This window comes from Streptomyces syringium, assembly GCF_017876625.1.
Taxonomy (GTDB): Bacteria; Actinomycetota; Actinomycetes; order Streptomycetales; family Streptomycetaceae; genus Streptomyces; species Streptomyces syringius.
Genome location: NZ_JAGIOH010000001.1, coordinates 3,462,873 through 3,480,514, shown reverse-complemented (window position 1 = coordinate 3,480,514; position 17,642 = coordinate 3,462,873). Strand labels below are relative to the sequence as shown.

General features: G+C 68.0%; 13 protein-coding genes and 1 tRNA gene. 9 read left to right on the top strand and 5 right to left on the bottom strand.

What is annotated here, in order from left to right:
• Positions 1-88: 88 nt before the first annotated feature.
• On the bottom strand, positions 89-1,327 hold the full coding sequence (locus JO379_RS15325) for a pyridoxal phosphate-dependent aminotransferase (protein ID WP_130878948.1): 1,239 nt from the start codon (positions 1,325-1,327) through the stop codon (positions 89-91).
• 239 nt (positions 1,328-1,566) lie between these two features.
• On the opposite strand from JO379_RS15325, the gene JO379_RS15320 reads away from it, so the two are divergent.
• From JO379_RS15320 to JO379_RS15280, 9 genes are all read left to right on the top strand, one after another.
• Positions 1,567-1,639: transfer RNA gene (locus tag JO379_RS15320), tRNA-Trp, on the top strand.
• 108 nt (positions 1,640-1,747) lie between these two features.
• Positions 1,748-2,038: a preprotein translocase subunit SecE gene (gene secE, locus JO379_RS15315; RefSeq protein WP_130879202.1), complete on the top strand. Its 291-nt coding sequence runs from the start codon at positions 1,748-1,750 to the stop codon at positions 2,036-2,038.
• An 80-nt stretch (positions 2,039-2,118) separates the two neighbouring features.
• Positions 2,119-3,039, top strand: coding sequence for a transcription termination/antitermination protein NusG (nusG, locus tag JO379_RS15310; RefSeq protein WP_130878949.1), 921 nt, complete (start codon positions 2,119-2,121; stop codon positions 3,037-3,039).
• A gap of 163 nt (positions 3,040-3,202) precedes the next feature.
• Positions 3,203-3,637: a 50S ribosomal protein L11 gene (rplK, locus tag JO379_RS15305; RefSeq protein ID WP_130878950.1), complete on the top strand. Its 435-nt coding sequence runs from the start codon at positions 3,203-3,205 to the stop codon at positions 3,635-3,637.
• Between the two features lie 171 nt (positions 3,638-3,808).
• The gene (rplA, locus tag JO379_RS15300; protein ID WP_130878951.1) at positions 3,809-4,525 is read left to right on the top strand and encodes a 50S ribosomal protein L1; all 717 of its coding nucleotides are present in this window, start codon (positions 3,809-3,811) and stop codon (positions 4,523-4,525) included.
• Between the two features lie 483 nt (positions 4,526-5,008).
• The gene (gene rplJ, locus JO379_RS15295) at positions 5,009-5,569 is read left to right on the top strand and encodes a 50S ribosomal protein L10 (protein ID WP_130878952.1); all 561 of its coding nucleotides are present in this window, start codon (positions 5,009-5,011) and stop codon (positions 5,567-5,569) included.
• 109 nt (positions 5,570-5,678) lie between these two features.
• Positions 5,679-6,065 carry a 50S ribosomal protein L7/L12 gene (gene rplL, locus JO379_RS15290; RefSeq protein ID WP_130878953.1) on the top strand — a complete coding sequence of 129 codons (387 nt, stop codon included), beginning with the start codon at positions 5,679-5,681 and terminating at the stop codon, positions 6,063-6,065.
• Between the two features lie 605 nt (positions 6,066-6,670).
• Positions 6,671-10,153, top strand: a complete 3,483-nt coding sequence (gene rpoB, locus JO379_RS15285) for a DNA-directed RNA polymerase subunit beta (protein WP_130878954.1) — start codon at positions 6,671-6,673, stop codon at positions 10,151-10,153.
• Positions 10,154-10,275: 122 nt separating this feature from the next.
• Positions 10,276-14,175, top strand: coding sequence for a DNA-directed RNA polymerase subunit beta' (locus JO379_RS15280; RefSeq protein WP_130878955.1), 3,900 nt, complete (start codon positions 10,276-10,278; stop codon positions 14,173-14,175).
• A gap of 180 nt (positions 14,176-14,355) precedes the next feature.
• Here the strand turns inward: JO379_RS15280 and JO379_RS15275 are convergent, their stop codons facing one another.
• The 4 genes from JO379_RS15275 to JO379_RS15260 form a co-directional block, all read right to left on the bottom strand.
• Entirely contained in the window at positions 14,356-14,628 is a 273-nt protein-coding gene (locus JO379_RS15275) for a hypothetical protein (protein WP_130878956.1), read from the bottom strand.
• Complete coding sequence (locus JO379_RS15270) at positions 14,625-14,900, bottom strand: hypothetical protein (RefSeq protein WP_130878957.1); 276 nt, start codon at positions 14,898-14,900, stop codon at positions 14,625-14,627. The genes JO379_RS15275 and JO379_RS15270 overlap by 4 nt, the downstream gene beginning before the upstream one ends.
• 38 nt (positions 14,901-14,938) lie before the next feature.
• Entirely contained in the window at positions 14,939-15,973 is a 1,035-nt protein-coding gene (locus tag JO379_RS15265; protein ID WP_209515367.1) for a peptidoglycan-binding protein, read from the bottom strand.
• Positions 15,974-16,132: 159 nt separating this feature from the next.
• The gene (locus JO379_RS15260) at positions 16,133-17,614 is read right to left on the bottom strand and encodes a phage tail protein (protein WP_130878959.1); all 1,482 of its coding nucleotides are present in this window, start codon (positions 17,612-17,614) and stop codon (positions 16,133-16,135) included.
• Positions 17,615-17,642 lie beyond the last annotated feature (28 nt).

The window sequence follows — 17,642 nt, the reverse complement described above, 5'->3', positions numbered from 1 at the left end:
GCTGAGGCGAATGCAAAGCCGAAAGCAGAACGCGGGCCCCCGGCCACAGCCGGAGACCCGCGTTCTGTCCGCGCACAGCCGTCAGGCGTTACGCCTTGGCCTCGGCGAGCAGCTTCTGGATCCGCGAGACGCCCTCGATCAGGTCCTCGTCGCCCAGGGCGTAGGACAGGCGCAGGTAGCCCGGCGTCCCGAAGGCCTCACCGGGGACGACCGCGACCTCGGCCTCGTCGAGGATCAGCGCGGCCAGCTCCACGGACGTGGCGGGGCGCTTGCCGCGGATCTCCTTGCCGAGCAGGTCCTTCACGGACGGGTAGGCGTAGAACGCGCCCTCCGGCTCGGGGCACAGCACGCCGTCGATCTCGTTGAGCATCCGGACGATCGTGCGGCGGCGGCGGTCGAAGGAGACCTTCATCTCCTCGACGGCCGTCAGATCGCCCGAGACGGCGGCCAGGGCCGCCATCTGCGCCACGTTGGAGACGTTGGACGTGGCGTGCGACTGGAGGTTCGTGGCGGCCTTCACGACGTCCTTCGGGCCGACGATCCACCCCACGCGCCAGCCGGTCATCGCGTAGGTCTTCGCGACACCGTTGACCACGACGCACTTGTCGCGCAGCTCCGGCACCACGACGGGCAGCGAGCAGAACTCGGCGTCGCCGTAGACCAGGTGCTCGTAGATCTCGTCGGTCAGCACCCACAGGCCGTGCTCGGCGGCCCAGCGGCCGATCTCCTCGACCTGCGCCCGGGTGTACACCGCGCCGGTCGGGTTCGACGGGGAGACGAAGAGCAGCACCTTCGTGTTCGGCGTACGGGCCGCCTCGAGCTGCTCGACCGAGACGCGGTAGCCGGTCGTCTCGTCCGCGACGACGTCCACCGGGACACCGCCCGCGAGGCGGATCGACTCGGGGTAGGTGGTCCAGTACGGGGCCGGGACGATGACCTCGTCGCCCGGGTCGAGGATCGCGGCGAAGGCCTCGTAGATGGCCTGCTTGCCGCCGTTGGTGACGAGCACCTGGGAGGCGTCGATCTCGTAGCCCGAGTCGCGCAGCGTCTTCGCGACGATCGCGGCCTTGAGCTCGGGGAGCCCGCCGGCCGGGGTGTAGCGGTGGAACTTCGGGTTGCGGCAGGCCTCCACCGCGGCCTCGACGATGTAGTCGGGCGTGGGGAAGTCGGGCTCGCCCGCGCCGAAGCCGATCACCGGACGCCCGGCGGCCTTGAGGGCCTTCGCCTTGGCGTCCACGGCGAGGGTCGCGGACTCGGAGATCGACCCGATGCGGGCCGACACCCGACGGTCGGTGGGGGACTGTGCGGGAGGAGTGGCAGCGGTCATGAGGGCATCGTCCCAGACCCGGAACGAACCGGGCACACGGGTTTCACGGACGGCCGCGGCGACGTACGGGACCCCTCTCCCGCGTCCCTCTCACGGCTCCATCCAGGCGCCTCGCACCCCGGCTGTTCGACGCTGGGCTCCGGAGCACGTACACTCATGCGTCGTTGGCCCCTCACAGGCGACTCCACTCCGCACACACCGTGCACCCGAGTGGATGCGGTACGTTGGGGGAACCACAAAGGGTCGTAGCTCAATTGGTAGAGCACTGGTCTCCAAAACCAGCGGTTGGGGGTTCAAGTCCCTTCGGCCCTGCTACACGCATCGTCACCAGGGTGCGTGCATGCGTACGTACTGAAATGCACCGCCGTGCGGCTCAACCGGGCGCGGCACGGCCACGACCCGGATTCAGGTGAGGACGTAGTGACGGAAGCCCTTGGCTCCACCGCGACGCCTGAGAGCGGTCGTCCCGAGGACGAGGTGGCCGCCAAGAAGGGCCGCCGCGGCGGGAAGCGCGGGAAGAAGGGCCCCATCGGGCGCCTCGCACTCTTTTACCGCCAGGTAGTAGCGGAACTCCGCAAGGTCGTCTGGCCCACCAGGAGCCAGCTCTCGACGTACACCACCGTGGTGATCGTCTTTGTCCTCATCGTCATTGGTCTGGTGACCGTGATTGACTATGGGTTCGAGAACGCCGTCAAGTACGTCTTCGGCTGAACCCGCGCGTAGGGCGGCTGCTCTCAGGAGAGCCGCCCCTTCGCACGTTCCACCCCTTGAAGCCAGGAAGAAGCAGCCACGTGTCTGACCCGAACCTGAACGACGCCGTCGAGCCCGTCGAGGCGGCAACGGCCGACGTGGACGCGCCGGCTGCCTCGGACGAGGTCGGCGACGACACCGAGCTTCAGATCGTCGAGAACGCCGACGGCGTCGACGAGCTCGACGCCGAGGACGACGCCGCCGGCGAGCCGGCCGAGCAGGACGCCATCCACGTCGAGGACGAGGACGCCGAGCTCTCCGACGAGTCCGCCGAGGACGTCGCCGAAGCCGCCCCGGCCGAGGCCGGGGAAGAGACCGAGGAGCCCGCCGAGGAGCAGGCCCCCGTCGACCCGGTCGCCGCCCTCCGCGACGAGCTGCGCGGTCTGCCCGGCGAGTGGTACGTCATCCACACCTACGCGGGTTACGAGAACCGCGTGAAGACCAACCTCGAGCAGCGCGCCGTCTCGCTCAACGTCGAGGACTACATCTTCCAGGCCGAGGTGCCGCAGGAAGAGGTCGTCCAGATCAAGAACGGCGACCGCCGCACCGTCCGCCAGAACAAGCTCCCCGGCTACGTGCTGGTGCGCATGGACCTGACGAACGAGTCCTGGGGCGTCGTCCGCAACACCCCCGGCGTCACCGGCTTCGTGGGCAACGCCTACGACCCGTACCCGCTGACCCTGGACGAGATCGTCAAGATGCTCGCCCCGGAGGCCGAGGAGAAGGCCGCCCGCGAGGCCGCCGAGGCCGAGGGCAAGCCCGCTCCGTCCCGCAAGGTCGAGGTCCAGGTGCTGGACTTCGAGGTGGGCGACTCGGTCACCGTCACCGACGGCCCGTTCGCGACGCTGCAGGCGACGATCAACGAGATCAACGCCGACTCGAAGAAGGTCAAGGGCCTCGTCGAGATCTTCGGTCGCGAGACCCCGGTCGAGCTCAGCTTCGACCAGATCCAGAAGAACTAGTTTCTTCCGGGACACAAGCCTCCGAACAGGTCAGATTGGCTGCTTGCAGCTGGTCTGACCTGCTCGGTTTTTGGCCGAGCCATGTTACCCGTTATCGTGGTGCGGTATGCCTGCGCGCTCTGTGCGCAGGCAAAAAAACTCTCACTAGGACCCGGAGAGAGCAATGCCTCCCAAGAAGAAGAAGATCACGGGGCTTATCAAGCTCCAGATCAGCGCCGGTGCCGCGAACCCGGCCCCGCCGGTCGGCCCCGCGCTCGGCCAGCACGGCGTCAACATCATGGAGTTCTGCAAGGCCTACAACGCCGCGACCGAGTCGCAGCGTGGCATGGTCGTGCCGGTGGAGATCACGGTCTACGAAGACCGCTCCTTCACCTTCGTGACGAAGACCCCGCCGGCCGCGAAGCTGATCCTCAAGGCCGCGGGCGTGGAGAAGGGCTCCGGCGAGCCGCACGTCAAGAAGGTCGCCAAGATCACCCGCGACCAGGTTCGTGACATCGCCACCACGAAGATGCCCGACCTGAACGCCAACGACCTGGACGCCGCCGAGAAGATCATCGCCGGCACCGCCCGTTCCATGGGCATCACGGTCGAGGGCTGACGAACGAGTTCGCGCAGTGGCCGGCCGAGCGCAGCGAGGTCGACCGCGTAGCGAGCGAGTGAGGAAGCCCGAGCGAAAACGCGCGGGCTGATCAGCCTCCACCCCCCGCAGTACCCGTGGAAGGACCAGCGCTGGTCCGCACCACGACTCCATAACCACTGAGGAGAAGCAGTGAAGCGCAGCAAGACTCTCCGCGCTGCGGACGCCAAGGTCGAGGCGGAGCGCCTGTACGCCCCCCTCGAGGCCGTCCGTCTCGCGAAGGACACCTCCGCCACCAAGTTCGACGGCACCGTCGAGGTCGCCATGCGTCTGGGCGTTGACCCGCGCAAGGCCGACCAGATGGTCCGTGGCACCGTGAACCTTCCGCACGGCACCGGTAAGACCGCCCGGGTCCTGGTCTTCGCGACCGGTGACCGTGCTGCGGCCGCGGAAGCCGCCGGCGCCGACATCGTCGGCTCCGACGAACTGATCGACGAGGTTGCGAAGGGCCGTCTGGACTTCGACGCCGTCGTCGCCACCCCGGACCTCATGGGCAAGGTCGGCCGCCTCGGCCGCGTGCTCGGTCCGCGTGGTCTGATGCCGAACCCGAAGACCGGCACGGTCACCCCGGACGTGGCGAAGGCTGTCACGGACATCAAGGGCGGCAAGATCGAGTTCCGCGTCGACAAGCACTCGAACCTGCACTTCATCATCGGCAAGGTCTCCTTCGACGAGACGAAGCTGGTCGAGAACTACGCCGCGGCGCTGGACGAGATCCTTCGTCTGAAGCCGTCCGCCGCCAAGGGCCGCTACATCAAGAAGGCGACCCTCACCACGACGATGGGCCCCGGCATCCCGCTGGACTCCAACCGCACCCGCAACCTCCTCGCGGAGGACGAGACCGTCTGATAGACGCGTTCTCGTAGCGAGCGGCGATCGTTACCGGGCCGGGCCCCGCACCCTTCGAGGGTGCGGGGCCCGGTCTTTTCGTATGCGCGCCCGCACAGGCGCCTGGCGGGCCTTCTGAGCGTCTCGCGGCGGCGGGCCACCCGAAAGGGAGCGCCTCTCACGAGAGGCCGCCACACCCCCGCTGAGCAGCGCTCAAACCACCCCGCGGGAGGCGATTTGCTTCCGGGCGCCCCCTTCACGTACCTTGAGCCAGAAGCCAAAGACCGCTGGTCGTTGCTGTGCCTTCGCAAGAAGGTGTGGTGGCCGAAGGATCCGCTAGCTGCGGGCGACCTGCGCAGGTGATTTGAGGATGAACTCCCGTGAGGACTTCTGGTCCGGACGGTCGAGTACACGCCCCGAGCGCCTGCGCCGGGGCGTTTCGTTTTGCCCAGGTCCCTTCGCGTGTCTATGCGGTCCGAATCACCCGGAAGGAGGCCGAGGCTCATGGCGAGGCCCGACAAGTCTGCCGCGGTTGCCGAGCTGACGGACCAGTTCCGCAGCTCGAACGCCGCCGTGCTGACCGAGTACCGCGGTCTCACCGTGGCACAGCTCAAGGAGCTGCGCCGTTCGCTCGGTGAGAACGCCCAGTACGCCGTGGTGAAGAACACGCTGACCAAGATTGCGGCCAACGAGGCCGGGATCACCACGCTCGACGACCACTTCACTGGTCCGACGGCGGTTGCCTTCATCACCGGTGACCCGGTGGAGTCGGCGAAGGGTCTTCGTGACTTCGCCAAGGAGAACCCGAACCTGATCATCAAGGGCGGTGTCCTTGACGGTAAGGCGCTGTCCGCCGATGAGATCAAGAAGCTTGCGGACCTCGAGTCCCGCGAGGTTCTGCTCGCCAAGCTGGCGGGTGCCATGAAGGGCAAGCAGTCCCAGGCTGCCGCGCTCTTCCAGGCCCTGCCGTCGAAGTTCGTCCGCACTGCGGAGGCGCTTCGCGCGAAGGTCGAGCAGGGCGGTGCCGGTACGCCGGCTCCCGTCGAGGCCGAGGCTGCCGAGTAATCACGCGCAAGCGTGTGACCTCGCGTCCGTCACGGTCGCAGCGGGCCCGTAGTACGCCCGCCGAAATGTACATCCGGCACCAGCCGAATTAGTGGAAGGACCGCCAATCATGGCGAAGCTCAGCCAGGACGACCTGCTCGCGCAGTTCGAGGACATGACCCTCATCGAGCTCTCCGCGTTCGTGAAGGCGTTCGAGGAGAAGTTCGACGTCACCGCCGCCGCCCCGGTCGCCGTTGCCGCCGCCGGTGGTGCCGCTGGTGGCGCCGCCGAGGCCGTCGAGGAGCAGGACGAGTTCGACGTCATCCTCACCGCCGCCGGTGACAAGAAGATCCAGGTCATCAAGGTCGTGCGTGAGCTGACCTCCCTGGGCCTGAAGGAGGCCAAGGACCTCGTCGACGGCACCCCGAAGCCGGTCCTCGAGAAGGTCGCCAAGGACGCCGCGGAGAAGGCCGCCGAGGCCCTCAAGGGCGCCGGCGCCTCCGTCGAGGTCAAGTGACCTTCGGAGTCTGCTGACTCTCCTGTGCCGTCGGACACGTTCCGGTAGCGCGAACTCAAGGGCGATCACCCATGCGGGTGGTCGCCCTTGGGCGTTCCCCCGGCAGATGCCTTGCCCTGTGGCCGGGGACGAGTATGGTGATCTTCGTTGTCCCCGTCGTGCGGTCCACAGGTGGCCGCTCAGAGGGGTCACGGGGGCTGCTGAGGGGCTTCCACGGGGCCGCCCGGTGCCGAGGGGCCTTGACGAACGGCACGTCGCGCGCAATTCTCAGGACGCGCGTCACATCGATCCAAAGGCCGAGGCATGGATCGAAGACGAAGAGGGAAGCCTTGCGTCAGGCGATGTGCCAGACGCGAGGAACAACAGGATCCCGGAGGGAGAGATTGGTATCGCACCGGTCTCCGGAATTCCGCTCTGGACATCAGTGGGCCAAGTGGCTACACTGACCCTTTGCGCTGCCTGTTAGCTGCTCCCTGCCCGTCACCAGGGGCATGCCCGCTGTCGAGCACTGCTGATGGAAACCCACTGAGCTGGGATTTCTCTCGTATGCACGGAGCGGGACCGGTACGCGCGTAGTGAGTCCGAGCCCTCGGAAGGACCCCCTCTTGGCCGCCTCGCGCAACGCCTCGACTGCCAATACGAACAACGGCGCCAGCACCGCCCCGCTGCGCATCTCTTTTGCGAAGATCAAGGAGCCCCTCGAGGTTCCGAACCTCCTTGCGCTGCAGACCGAGAGCTTCGACTGGCTGCTCGGCAACGCCGCCTGGAAGGCTCGCGTCGAGGCTGCGCTGGACAGTGGTCAAGACGTCCCCACCAAGTCCGGTCTGGAGGAGATCTTCGAAGAGATCTCCCCGATCGAGGACTTCTCCGGGTCGATGTCGCTGACCTTCCGCGACCACCGTTTCGAGCCGCCGAAGAACTCCATCGACGAGTGCAAGGAGCGCGACTTCACGTACGCGGCCCCGCTCTTCGTCACCGCGGAGTTCACCAACAACGAGACCGGTGAGATCAAGTCTCAGACGGTCTTCATGGGCGACTTCCCGCTCATGACCAACAAGGGCACCTTCTGCATCAACGGCACCGAGCGTGTCGTCGTGTCGCAGCTGGTCCGCTCGCCTGGTGTCTACTTCGACTCCTCCATCGACAAGACGTCCGACAAGGACATCTTCTCCGCCCGGGTGATCCCCTCCCGCGGTGCGTGGCTGGAGCTCGAGGTCGACAAGCGCGACCTGGTCGGTGTCCGCATCGACCGCAAGCGCAAGCAGTCCGTGACCGTTCTCCTGAAGGCTCTCGGTTGGACGACCGAGCAGATCCTCGAGGAGTTCGGCGAGTACGAGTCGATGCGCGCCACCCTGGAGAAGGACCACACCCAGGGCCAGGACGACGCGCTGCTCGACATCTACCGCAAGCTGCGTCCGGGCGAGCCGCCGACCCGTGAGGCCGCGCAGACGCTGCTCGAGAACCTCTACTTCAACCCCAAGCGCTACGACCTCGCGAAGGTCGGCCGCTACAAGGCCAACAAGAAGCTCGGTGCGGACCAGCCGCTCGATGCCGGTGTGCTGACCGTCGACGACATCATCGCGACGATCAAGTACCTGGTGAAGCTGCACGCCGGCGAGACGGAGACCGTGGGCCAGAACGGCACCACGATCGTCGTCGAGACCGACGACATCGACCACTTCGGCAACCGTCGTCTGCGCAACGTCGGCGAGCTCATCCAGAACCAGGTCCGCACGGGTCTGGCTCGTATGGAGCGCGTCGTCCGCGAGCGGATGACCACCCAGGACGTCGAGGCGATCACGCCGCAGACCCTGATCAACATCCGGCCGGTCGTCGCCTCCATCAAGGAGTTCTTCGGCACCAGCCAGCTGTCCCAGTTCATGGACCAGACGAACCCGCTGTCGGGCCTGACCCACAAGCGTCGTCTGTCCGCGCTGGGCCCCGGTGGTCTGTCCCGTGAGCGGGCCGGCTTCGAGGTCCGAGACGTTCACCCGTCGCACTACGGCCGCATGTGCCCGATCGAGACGCCCGAAGGCCCGAACATCGGTCTGATCGGCTCGCTCGCCTCGTACGGCCGCGTCAACGCGTTCGGTTTCGTCGAGACCCCGTACCGCAAGGTCGTCGACGGTGTCGTCACCGACCAGGTGGACTTCCTCACCGCCGACGAGGAGGACCGCTTCGTCATCGCGCAGGCGAACGCCCCGCTGACGGACGAGAACACCTACGCCGAGGACCGCGTCCTGGTCCGCCGTCGTGGCGGCGAGATCGACTACGTGCCCGGCACGGACATCGACTACATGGACGTCTCCCCGCGCCAGATGGTGTCGGTCGCGACCGCCATGATCCCGTTCCTCGAGCACGACGACGCCAACCGCGCGCTCATGGGATCGAACATGATGCGCCAGGCCGTTCCGCTGATCAAGGCGGAGGCCCCGCTGGTCGGCACCGGCATGGAGTACCGCTGTGCGGTCGACGCCGGTGACGTCATCAAGGCCGAGAAGGACGGTGTGGTCCAGGAGGTCTCCGCGGACTACGTCACCGTCGCCAACGACGACGGCACGTACAACACGTACCGGGTCGCGAAGTTCTCCCGCTCGAACCAGGGCACGTCCTTCAACCAGAAGGTCGTCGTGGACGAGGGCGCCCGCGTGATCACCGGTCAGGTGCTCGCCGACGGCCCGTCCACGGACGAGGGCGAGATGGCGCTCGGCAAGAACCTCCTCGTGGCGTTCATGCCGTGGGAAGGCCACAACTACGAGGACGCGATCATCCTGTCGCAGCGCCTCGTGCAGGACGACGTCCTCTCCTCGATCCACATCGAGGAGCACGAGGTCGACGCCCGTGACACCAAGCTGGGCCCCGAGGAGATCACCCGGGACATCCCGAACGTCTCCGAGGAGGTCCTCGCCGACCTCGACGAGCGCGGCATCATCCGCATCGGTGCCGAGGTCGTCGCCGGCGACATCCTCGTCGGCAAGGTCACGCCCAAGGGTGAGACCGAGCTGACCCCGGAGGAGCGCCTGCTCCGCGCGATCTTCGGTGAGAAGGCCCGTGAGGTCCGTGACACCTCGCTGAAGGTCCCGCACGGCGAGATCGGCAAGGTCATCGGCGTCCGCGTCTTCGACCGCGAAGAGGGCGACGAGCTGCCCCCGGGCGTGAACCAGCTGGTCCGCGTCTACGTGGCGCAGAAGCGCAAGATCACCGATGGTGACAAGCTCGCCGGCCGTCACGGCAACAAGGGCGTCATCTCGAAGATCCTGCCCGTCGAGGACATGCCGTTCCTCGAGGACGGCACCCCGGTCGACATCATCCTCAACCCGCTCGGTGTCCCGTCCCGAATGAACCCGGGACAGGTCCTCGAGATCCACCTCGGCTGGCTCGCCAGCCGCGGCTGGAAGGTCGAGGGCGACGAGGACTGGATGAAGCGTCTGCAGGCGATCGGCGCCGACGATGTCGCCGCCGGCACCAACGTCGCGACCCCGGTCTTCGACGGCGCCCGCGAGGACGAGATCGCCGGTCTCTTCGAGTCCACGATCCCCAACCGTGACGGTGACCGTCTGGTCCTGCCCTCGGGCAAGGCCCGGATGTTCGACGGCCGCTCCGGCGAGCCGTTCCCGGACCCGATCTCGGTCGGGTACATGTACATCCTCAAGCTGCACCACCTGGTCGACGACAAGCTGCACGCCCGTTCGACCGGTCCGTACTCGATGATCACTCAGCAGCCGCTGGGTGGTAAGGCTCAGTTCGGTGGCCAGCGCTTCGGTGAGATGGAGGTGTGGGCGCTGGAGGCATACGGCGCCGCATACGCCCTCCAGGAGCTGCTGACCATCAAGTCCGACGACGTCACCGGCCGCGTGAAGGTCTACGAGGCCATCGTCAAGGGCGAGAACATCCCCGAGCCCGGCATTCCCGAGTCCTTCAAGGTGCTCATCAAGGAAATGCAGTCCCTGTGCCTCAACGTGGAGGTGCTGTCCTCGGACGGCATGTCCATCGAGATGCGCGACACGGACGAGGACGTCTTCCGCGCTGCGGAAGAGCTCGGTATCGACCTGTCCCGGCGCGAGCCGAGCAGCGTCGAAGAGGTCTGACGGGTCTGGTCGGGGCTCTCTAGCAGAGCCCCGGCCGTCCCCGGACCCCCAGACCATGATGTAGAGCCCACTAACTCGCTGGCGCGAGGGGGCACAAACCCTGAAAGAGGGATTGACGAACAGTGCTCGACGTCAACTTCTTCGACGAGCTGCGGATCGGCCTGGCGACCGCGGACGACATCCGAACCTGGTCCCACGGCGAGGTCAAGAAGCCTGAGACCATCAACTACCGCACCCTGAAGCCCGAAAAGGACGGACTCTTCTGCGAGAAGATCTTCGGTCCGACCCGGGACTGGGAGTGCTACTGCGGCAAGTACAAGCGTGTCCGCTTCAAGGGCATCATCTGTGAGCGCTGCGGCGTCGAGGTCACTCGCGCCAAGGTGCGTCGTGAGCGGATGGGCCACATCGAGCTTGCCGCTCCCGTGACCCACATCTGGTACTTCAAGGGCGTTCCGTCGCGGCTGGGCTACCTGCTCGACCTCGCCCCGAAGGACCTCGAGAAGGTCATCTACTTCGCCGCCTACATGATCACGTGGGTGGACGAGGAGCGCCGCACGCGCGACCTGCCCTCGCTGGAGGCCCACGTCTCCGTCGAGCGTCAGCAGATCGAGCAGCGTCGTGACGCCGACCTCGAGGCCCGCGCCAAGAAGCTCGAGTCCGACCTGGCCGAGCTCGAGGCCGAGGGTGCCAAGGCCGACGTGCGCCGCAAGGTGCGCGAGGGCGCCGAGCGTGAGATGAAGCAGCTGCGCGACCGCGCGCAGCGCGAGATCGACCGCCTCGACGAGGTGTGGAGCCGCTTCAAGAACCTCAAGGTCCAGGACCTCGAGGGCGACGAGCTGCTCTACCGCGAGCTGCGCGACCGCTTCGGCACCTACTTCATGGGTGCGATGGGCGCCGCCGCGCTGCAGAAGCGCCTGGAGTCCTTCGACCTCGACGAGGAGGCCGAGCGCCTCCGCGAGATCATCCGGACCGGCAAGGGCCAGAAGAAGACCCGTGCGCTCAAGCGCCTCAAGGTCGTCTCCGCCTTCCTGCAGACCCGCAACAGCCCCAGCGGCATGGTGCTCGACTGCATCCCCGTGATCCCGCCGGACCTGCGTCCGATGGTGCAGCTGGACGGTGGCCGCTTCGCGACCTCCGACCTGAACGACCTGTACCGCCGTGTGATCAACCGCAACAACCGCCTCAAGCGTCTCCTTGACCTCGGTGCCCCCGAGATCATCGTGAACAACGAGAAGCGGATGCTGCAGGAGGCCGTCGACGCGCTGTTCGACAACGGCCGCCGTGGCCGTCCGGTCACCGGTCCGGGTAACCGCCCGCTGAAGTCCCTGAGCGACATGCTCAAGGGCAAGCAGGGTCGTTTCCGTCAGAACCTGCTCGGTAAGCGTGTGGACTACTCCGCGCGTTCCGTCATCGTCGTCGGTCCGCAGCTGAAGCTGCACCAGTGTGGTCTGCCCAAGGCCATGGCGCTGGAGCTCTTCAAGCCGTTCGTGATGAAGCGCCTGGTCGACCTGAACCACGCGCAGAACATCAAGTCGGCGAAGCGCATGGTCGAGCGCGGCCGCACGGTCGTGTACGACGTGCTCGAAGAGGTCATCGCCGAGCACCCGGTGCTGCTGAACCGTGCGCCCACGCTGCACCGTCTCGGCATCCAGGCCTTCGAGCCGCAGCTGGTCGAGGGCAAGGCCATCCAGATCCACCCGCTCGTCTGCACCGCGTTCAACGCGGACTTCGACGGTGACCAGATGGCCGTGCACCTGCCGCTCTCCGCGGAGGCGCAGGCCGAGGCCCGCATCCTGATGCTGTCCTCGAACAACATCCTCAAGCCGGCCGACGGCCGTCCGGTCACCATGCCGACCCAGGACATGGTGCTGGGCCTGTTCTTCCTCACCACCGACGAGGAAGAGCGCAAGGTCATCGGCGAGGGCCGGTCCTTCGGCTCGGTCGCCGAGGCGATCATGGCGTTCGACGCCCGGGAGCTCTCGCTCCAGGCGAAGGTCGACATCCGCTTCCCGATCGGCACCGTCCCGCCGCGTGGCTGGACCCCGCCGGTCGCCGAGGAGGGTGAGCCGGAGTGGCAGCAGGGGGACACCTTCCGCCTGCGCACCACCCTGGGCCGCGCGCTCTTCAACGAGCTGCTGCCCGAGGACTACCCGTTCGTCGACTACTCGGTGGGCAAGAAGCAGCTCTCCGAGATCGTCAACGACCTGGCCGAGCGCTACCCCAAGGTCATCGTGGCGGCGACGCTCGACAACCTGAAGGCTGCGGGCTTCCACTGGGCGACCCGTTCCGGCGTCACCGTCGCCGTCACGGACATCGTCGTCCCGGAGGCCAAGAAGGCCATCGTCAAGGGCTACGAGGCCCAGGACGAGAAGGTCCAGAAGCAGTACGAGCGCGGTCTGATCACCAAGGACGAGCGCACGCAGGAGCTCATCGCGATCTGGACCAAGGCGACCAACGAGGTTGCCGAGGCGATGAACGCGAACTTCCCCAAGACGAACCCCATCTTCATGATGGTTGACTCGGGTGCCCGAGGAAACATGATGCAGATGCGACAGATCGCCGGTATGCGTGGTCTGGTGTCGAACGCGAAGAACGAGACCATCCCGCGACCCATTAAGGCGTCGTTCCGTGAGGGTCTCTCCGTGCTGGAGTACTTCATCTCCACCCACGGTGCCCGTAAGGGTCTCGCGGACACCGCGCTCCGTACCGCCGACTCGGGTTACCTGACCCGTCGTCTGGTGGACGTCTCGCAGGACGTGATCATCCGCGAGGAGGACTGCGGCACCGAGCGCGGCCTCAAGCTGGCGATCGCGACCAAGGGCGCCGACGGTGTCCTGCGCAAGACGGACGACGTCGAGACCAGCGTGTACGCCCGTATGCTCGCCGAGGACGTCGTCGTCGACGGCAAGGTCATCGCGCCTGCCAACGTCGACCTCGGTGACGTGCTCATCGAGCAGCTCGTCGCGCACGGTGTGGAGACGGTCAAGACCCGCTCGGTCCTGACCTGTGAGTCCGCGGTCGGCACCTGTGCCTTCTGCTACGGCCGCTCCCTGGCGACCGGCAAGCTCGTCGACATCGGTGAGGCCGTCGGTATCATCGCGGCCCAGTCGATCGGTGAGCCCGGTACCCAGCTGACGATGCGTACCTTCCACACCGGTGGTGTGGCCGGTGACGACATCACCCAGGGTCTGCCCCGTGTCGTCGAGCTCTTCGAAGCCCGTACGCCCAAGGGTGTCGCCCCGATCTCGGAGGCGGCCGGCCGCATCCGTATCGAGGAGACCGAGAAGACCAAGAAGATCGTCGTCACTCCGGACGACGGCAGCGACGAGACGGCGTTCCCGATCTCGAAGCGTGCCCGTCTGCTGGTCAGCGAGGGTGAGCACGTCGAGGTGGGCCAGAAGCTCACCGTGGGTGCCACCAACCCGCACGACGTGCTGCGCATCCTCGGCCAGCGCGCGGTCCAGGTCCACCTGGTCGGCGAAGTCCAGAAGGTCTACAACTCGCAGGGCGTGTCGATCCACGACAAGCACATCGAGATCATCATCCGGCAGATGCTGCGCCGTGTGACGATCATCGAGTCCGGCGACGCGGAGCTGCTGCCGGGCGAGCTCGTGGAGCGCACGCGCTTCGAGGGCGAGAACCGTCGTGTGGTCACCGAGGGCGGTCACCCCGCCTCCGGCCGTCCGCAGCTGATGGGTATCACCAAGGCCTCGCTCGCGACCGAGTCCTGGCTGTCGGCGGCGTCCTTCCAGGAGACGACCCGGGTGCTGACCGACGCGGCGATCAACGCCAAGTCGGACTCCCTGATCGGCCTCAAGGAGAACGTCATCATCGGTAAGCTCATCCCGGCCGGTACGGGTCTCTCCCGCTACCGCAACATCCGGGTGGAGCCGACCGAGGAAGCCAAGGCCGCGATGTACTCGGCCGTCGGCTACGACGACATCGACTACTCGCCCTTCGGGACGGGTTCGGGTCAGGCCGTGCCGCTGGAGGACTACGACTACGGTCCGTACAACCAGTAAGCCGGTACAACACGCGCGCAGGGCGGTCACCTCGGAAGAGGTGGCCGCCCTGCGGCGTTCCCTGCCGGGATGGGCACGTAGGTCCCGGCGGGCGGCCGTGGTGTGTGCGCCTCCGCTGCGCGGCGGTGTCCTCAAACTCCCCCAGCTACCGCTGGGAGGTGCCCCCAGCGGGCTGCTGCGCTAGCGGGCCGCCAGTCCCCACGCCGAGAGCACCAGCCCGGCCAGGGCTGTGAGCGCGGCGATGCTGGCCAGCGGCCAGCGGGCCCGCTCCAGGGCGTAGAGCCGGGACTCGTGGTCGGCGAGCTGCTTGTCGGTCTGGTCACTGCGCTGGACGAGCAGCGCGAGCGCGCCGTCGACCCGGGCGAACCCGGCCTCCATCGTGCCGCGGAGCCGTTCCAGCTCCAGGGCGACGGTGGCGGTGGTGCCGGACGCCTCCGTGCCGGGGTCGTTCATGCGCGGCCCCGGTCGTCCTCGGCGGCGAGGGCGCGCAGCGCGGCGTCGCCGTTCGGGGGCGTGCCCTCGGTGCGGAGCCAGGCGGGGAGCAGGGTCTGCACGGCCGGCAGCGCCATGACGCGGGCGAGGCCGCCCGCGGCGGCCAGCGCCCCCGCGACCCAGGGGAGGGTCGCGGGGACACCGGAGGCGTCGACGATCGCGGGAAGGACGACCGCGAGGCCGACGGCGGTCTGGAGAACGGTGCGGAGAGTCCGCTTGGTGGCGTCGGACAAGGGACGGCCTTTCCGGGTGTTCAGGTGTGGTGACGTGATCAGGAGGAGCGCGGGACCTTGAGCGCGTCCCAGGAGTTCCGGCCCGGCCAGCCGTCGGCGTCGGAGCTGCTGAAGCCGAGCTTGCGCTGCCACTTCGCGTAGGAGTCCCGGTCGGCGTCGGTCCACCGGGAGCCGGGGCCCTCGGCGTACGCGGAGCAGCCCTCGGCGACGAGACGGCGGCCCATGGCGGTGACGACGGGGGAGTCGGGCCCGCTCTTGAAGAAGTCGGCGCCGGGGAAGGGCTCGTAGGAGTTGCCCGCGGCAGGGACCTTCAGCTCCTGGCCGGGGTGCAGGACATCGGGGTCCTTGATGCCATTGAGGCTCACGAGGCGGGGGACGTTCGTGGCGTGGGACTCGGCGATGCCGGTGAGGGTGTCGCCGGGCTGGACCGTGTAGGGCTGGGTGTCCTTGGAGGGCTTGCCCTCGGCCGGCTTGCCCGGCGCGGAGCCGAGACGGCCCGCGATCTTGCCGCGCATGCCGTCCATGGAGAAGCCGACCGGGTCGATCTTGTCGTTGGTCCACTCCTTGTGCCCGATGACGGACGCGGAGCTCCAGCCGTGCGCGCGGCAGAGGGCGGCGGACACCCGCTCGATGGCCTCCAACTGGGCGGCGGGCCACGGGTCGTCGCCGTCCCCGAGGTTGATGCACTCGAAGCCGTAGAAGCGCGCGTTGCCGTCGGTGTCCATCGCCGTGGGGCGGGGCAGGGCGGTCTCGGCGACCACGGCGCCGAGGACGTCGCTGTCGCCGCTGCCGGCGTGGTTGGTGCGGCCGTTGCCGACGAGGTGGACGGTGCCGGCCTTGTCGATGACACCGTGGCAGAGCGGGCCGGGCAGCTCGTCGTAGCCCTCGTAGCAGAGGTCGACGCTGCCCTGGGTGCCGCTGGTCACGGTGTGATGGATGATCACGCCGTTGACCGGCCCCCAGGCGCCCTTGTGATTGCGGTTGTGCTCACGCCAGCCGCCGACCTCGACGACGTTCACCCCCTCGGCGCGGAGGGCGGCGACGAACTGGTCGGCGGAGAGGGGAGTAGCCATGCGGTTTCACTCCTGTGTGGGTAGGGGGAAGGCTGCTGAGTGGTGTCCTCAAGCGCCGGACGGCTGTCATCGGCTGGGCTCAGCCGGAATCAAGCCCGTCCGGCGCTCGAGGACGCGCCCGGAGGGCGACGCTCGCCGCCGCAGGCGGCACAACGCGGCCTAGGCGACCGCGGCCCAGATGGCGTTGGCGTCGTCGATGACGGACGACGGGGTGAAGGAGGCGGGCAGCGAGGTCTGGCCCGTCGCGGGGAGGCGGCCGTGCCGGACGAACTCGCCCGGCATGCGGGCGGCACAGGACGGGCGGAGGCCGAAGTTGGACCCGGCGGCGAAGCCCGGTCCGTCGGTCTTGGTGGCCGGCCCGTTGAAGACGAAGGCGACCCAGTACTTCCCGGGCTGCGCGACGTAGGACGCGGTGAGGGGGAAGGCGACGGTGGAGCCCTCGTGCACCGCCGGGAAGATGTCCTTCAGCGACGGGGTCACGGCCACCCGGGCGCCGGCGGCGTTGTACAGGCCCGCGTACGAGGCGGTGCTGAGGGTGTTGCCCACGTAGCCGTGGCAGTAGAACGCCAGCTTGCTGATCTCCGTGGGGGTGTGGAAGACGACACCCATCAGGTACACGTTGCCGGTCGAGCAGTACTGCGGTGCCTGGGTCTTCTCGGTGGACGTCGACATCGACGCCGTGGCCGGGTCGAACGTCCAGGCCTTGAAGCCGAGGTCCGTCGGCCCCCAGGTGCCGGGGCTGGACACCAGGTCCACGTAGTCCTTGCGGACCAGGTGACCACCATTGGTCGGCGCGCCCATCGACATCGGCGGCGTCATGAAGGTCTTCGTGCCCTCGATGGTCTGCGAGCCGCTCAGCAGCACCGCCGTGTCCACCGGGACGGCGTTGACCTCGTTGGCCGTCAGTACGATCTTGCCCGTCGCGCCGTTGACGGACTGGACGGGGAAGTCCGCCGGCTTCGCGTACCGCAGGTCACCCGCCGCCTGGTCGAGCGCGCCGACGTCGGCGGCGGTCAGGACGACCGCGCCCTTCTTGCCGTTGACGGACGACACCGGGGCGACCGCGCCCGGCGGCAGCTGCGCGGCCGGGACCTTGCCGGTCGCGTCGAGGCCCGCGACACCGTTCGCCACGCCGACCGACGCGGCCGGGACCGCCTTCACGTCGGCGGCCGCGAGGGTGATGTCCGCGGTGCTCTTGCCGTTGACGGACCGGACGAGCCCCGGCGCGCCCGCCGGACCCGCCGGGCCCGGGGCGCCGGCCGGGCCGGGCGGGCCCGGGACGGCGACGTACTCGGGGGCCTCGGGGTTGACCGGGGCGATGTCGGCGAGGTCGACGGTCGCCTGGGAGGCCGGGAGCACGATGTTGTACGTGCGGTTCACCGGCAGCCCGGACAGCTGCTCGGTGACGGTGTACTGCCACTTCGCCGGGTTCATGCCCGGGGCGTCCGTGGCGGGCAGGGCGGCCTTGATCCGGCCGTCCGCGTCGAGCTGGGCGACGATCGGGCCGCCGAGGATGACGTCGCTGCCGGTGTGCGTCAGCAGCGTCGGCGCCTGGAAGATGACGTTGCCGGTGAGGGCCAGTCCGTCCGGGGTGAGGTAGCGGGCGGTGACGGTCACCGTGGGGATGGTGTCGGGCAACACGTGGGTGGCTCCAAGGGAATTGGGGAGA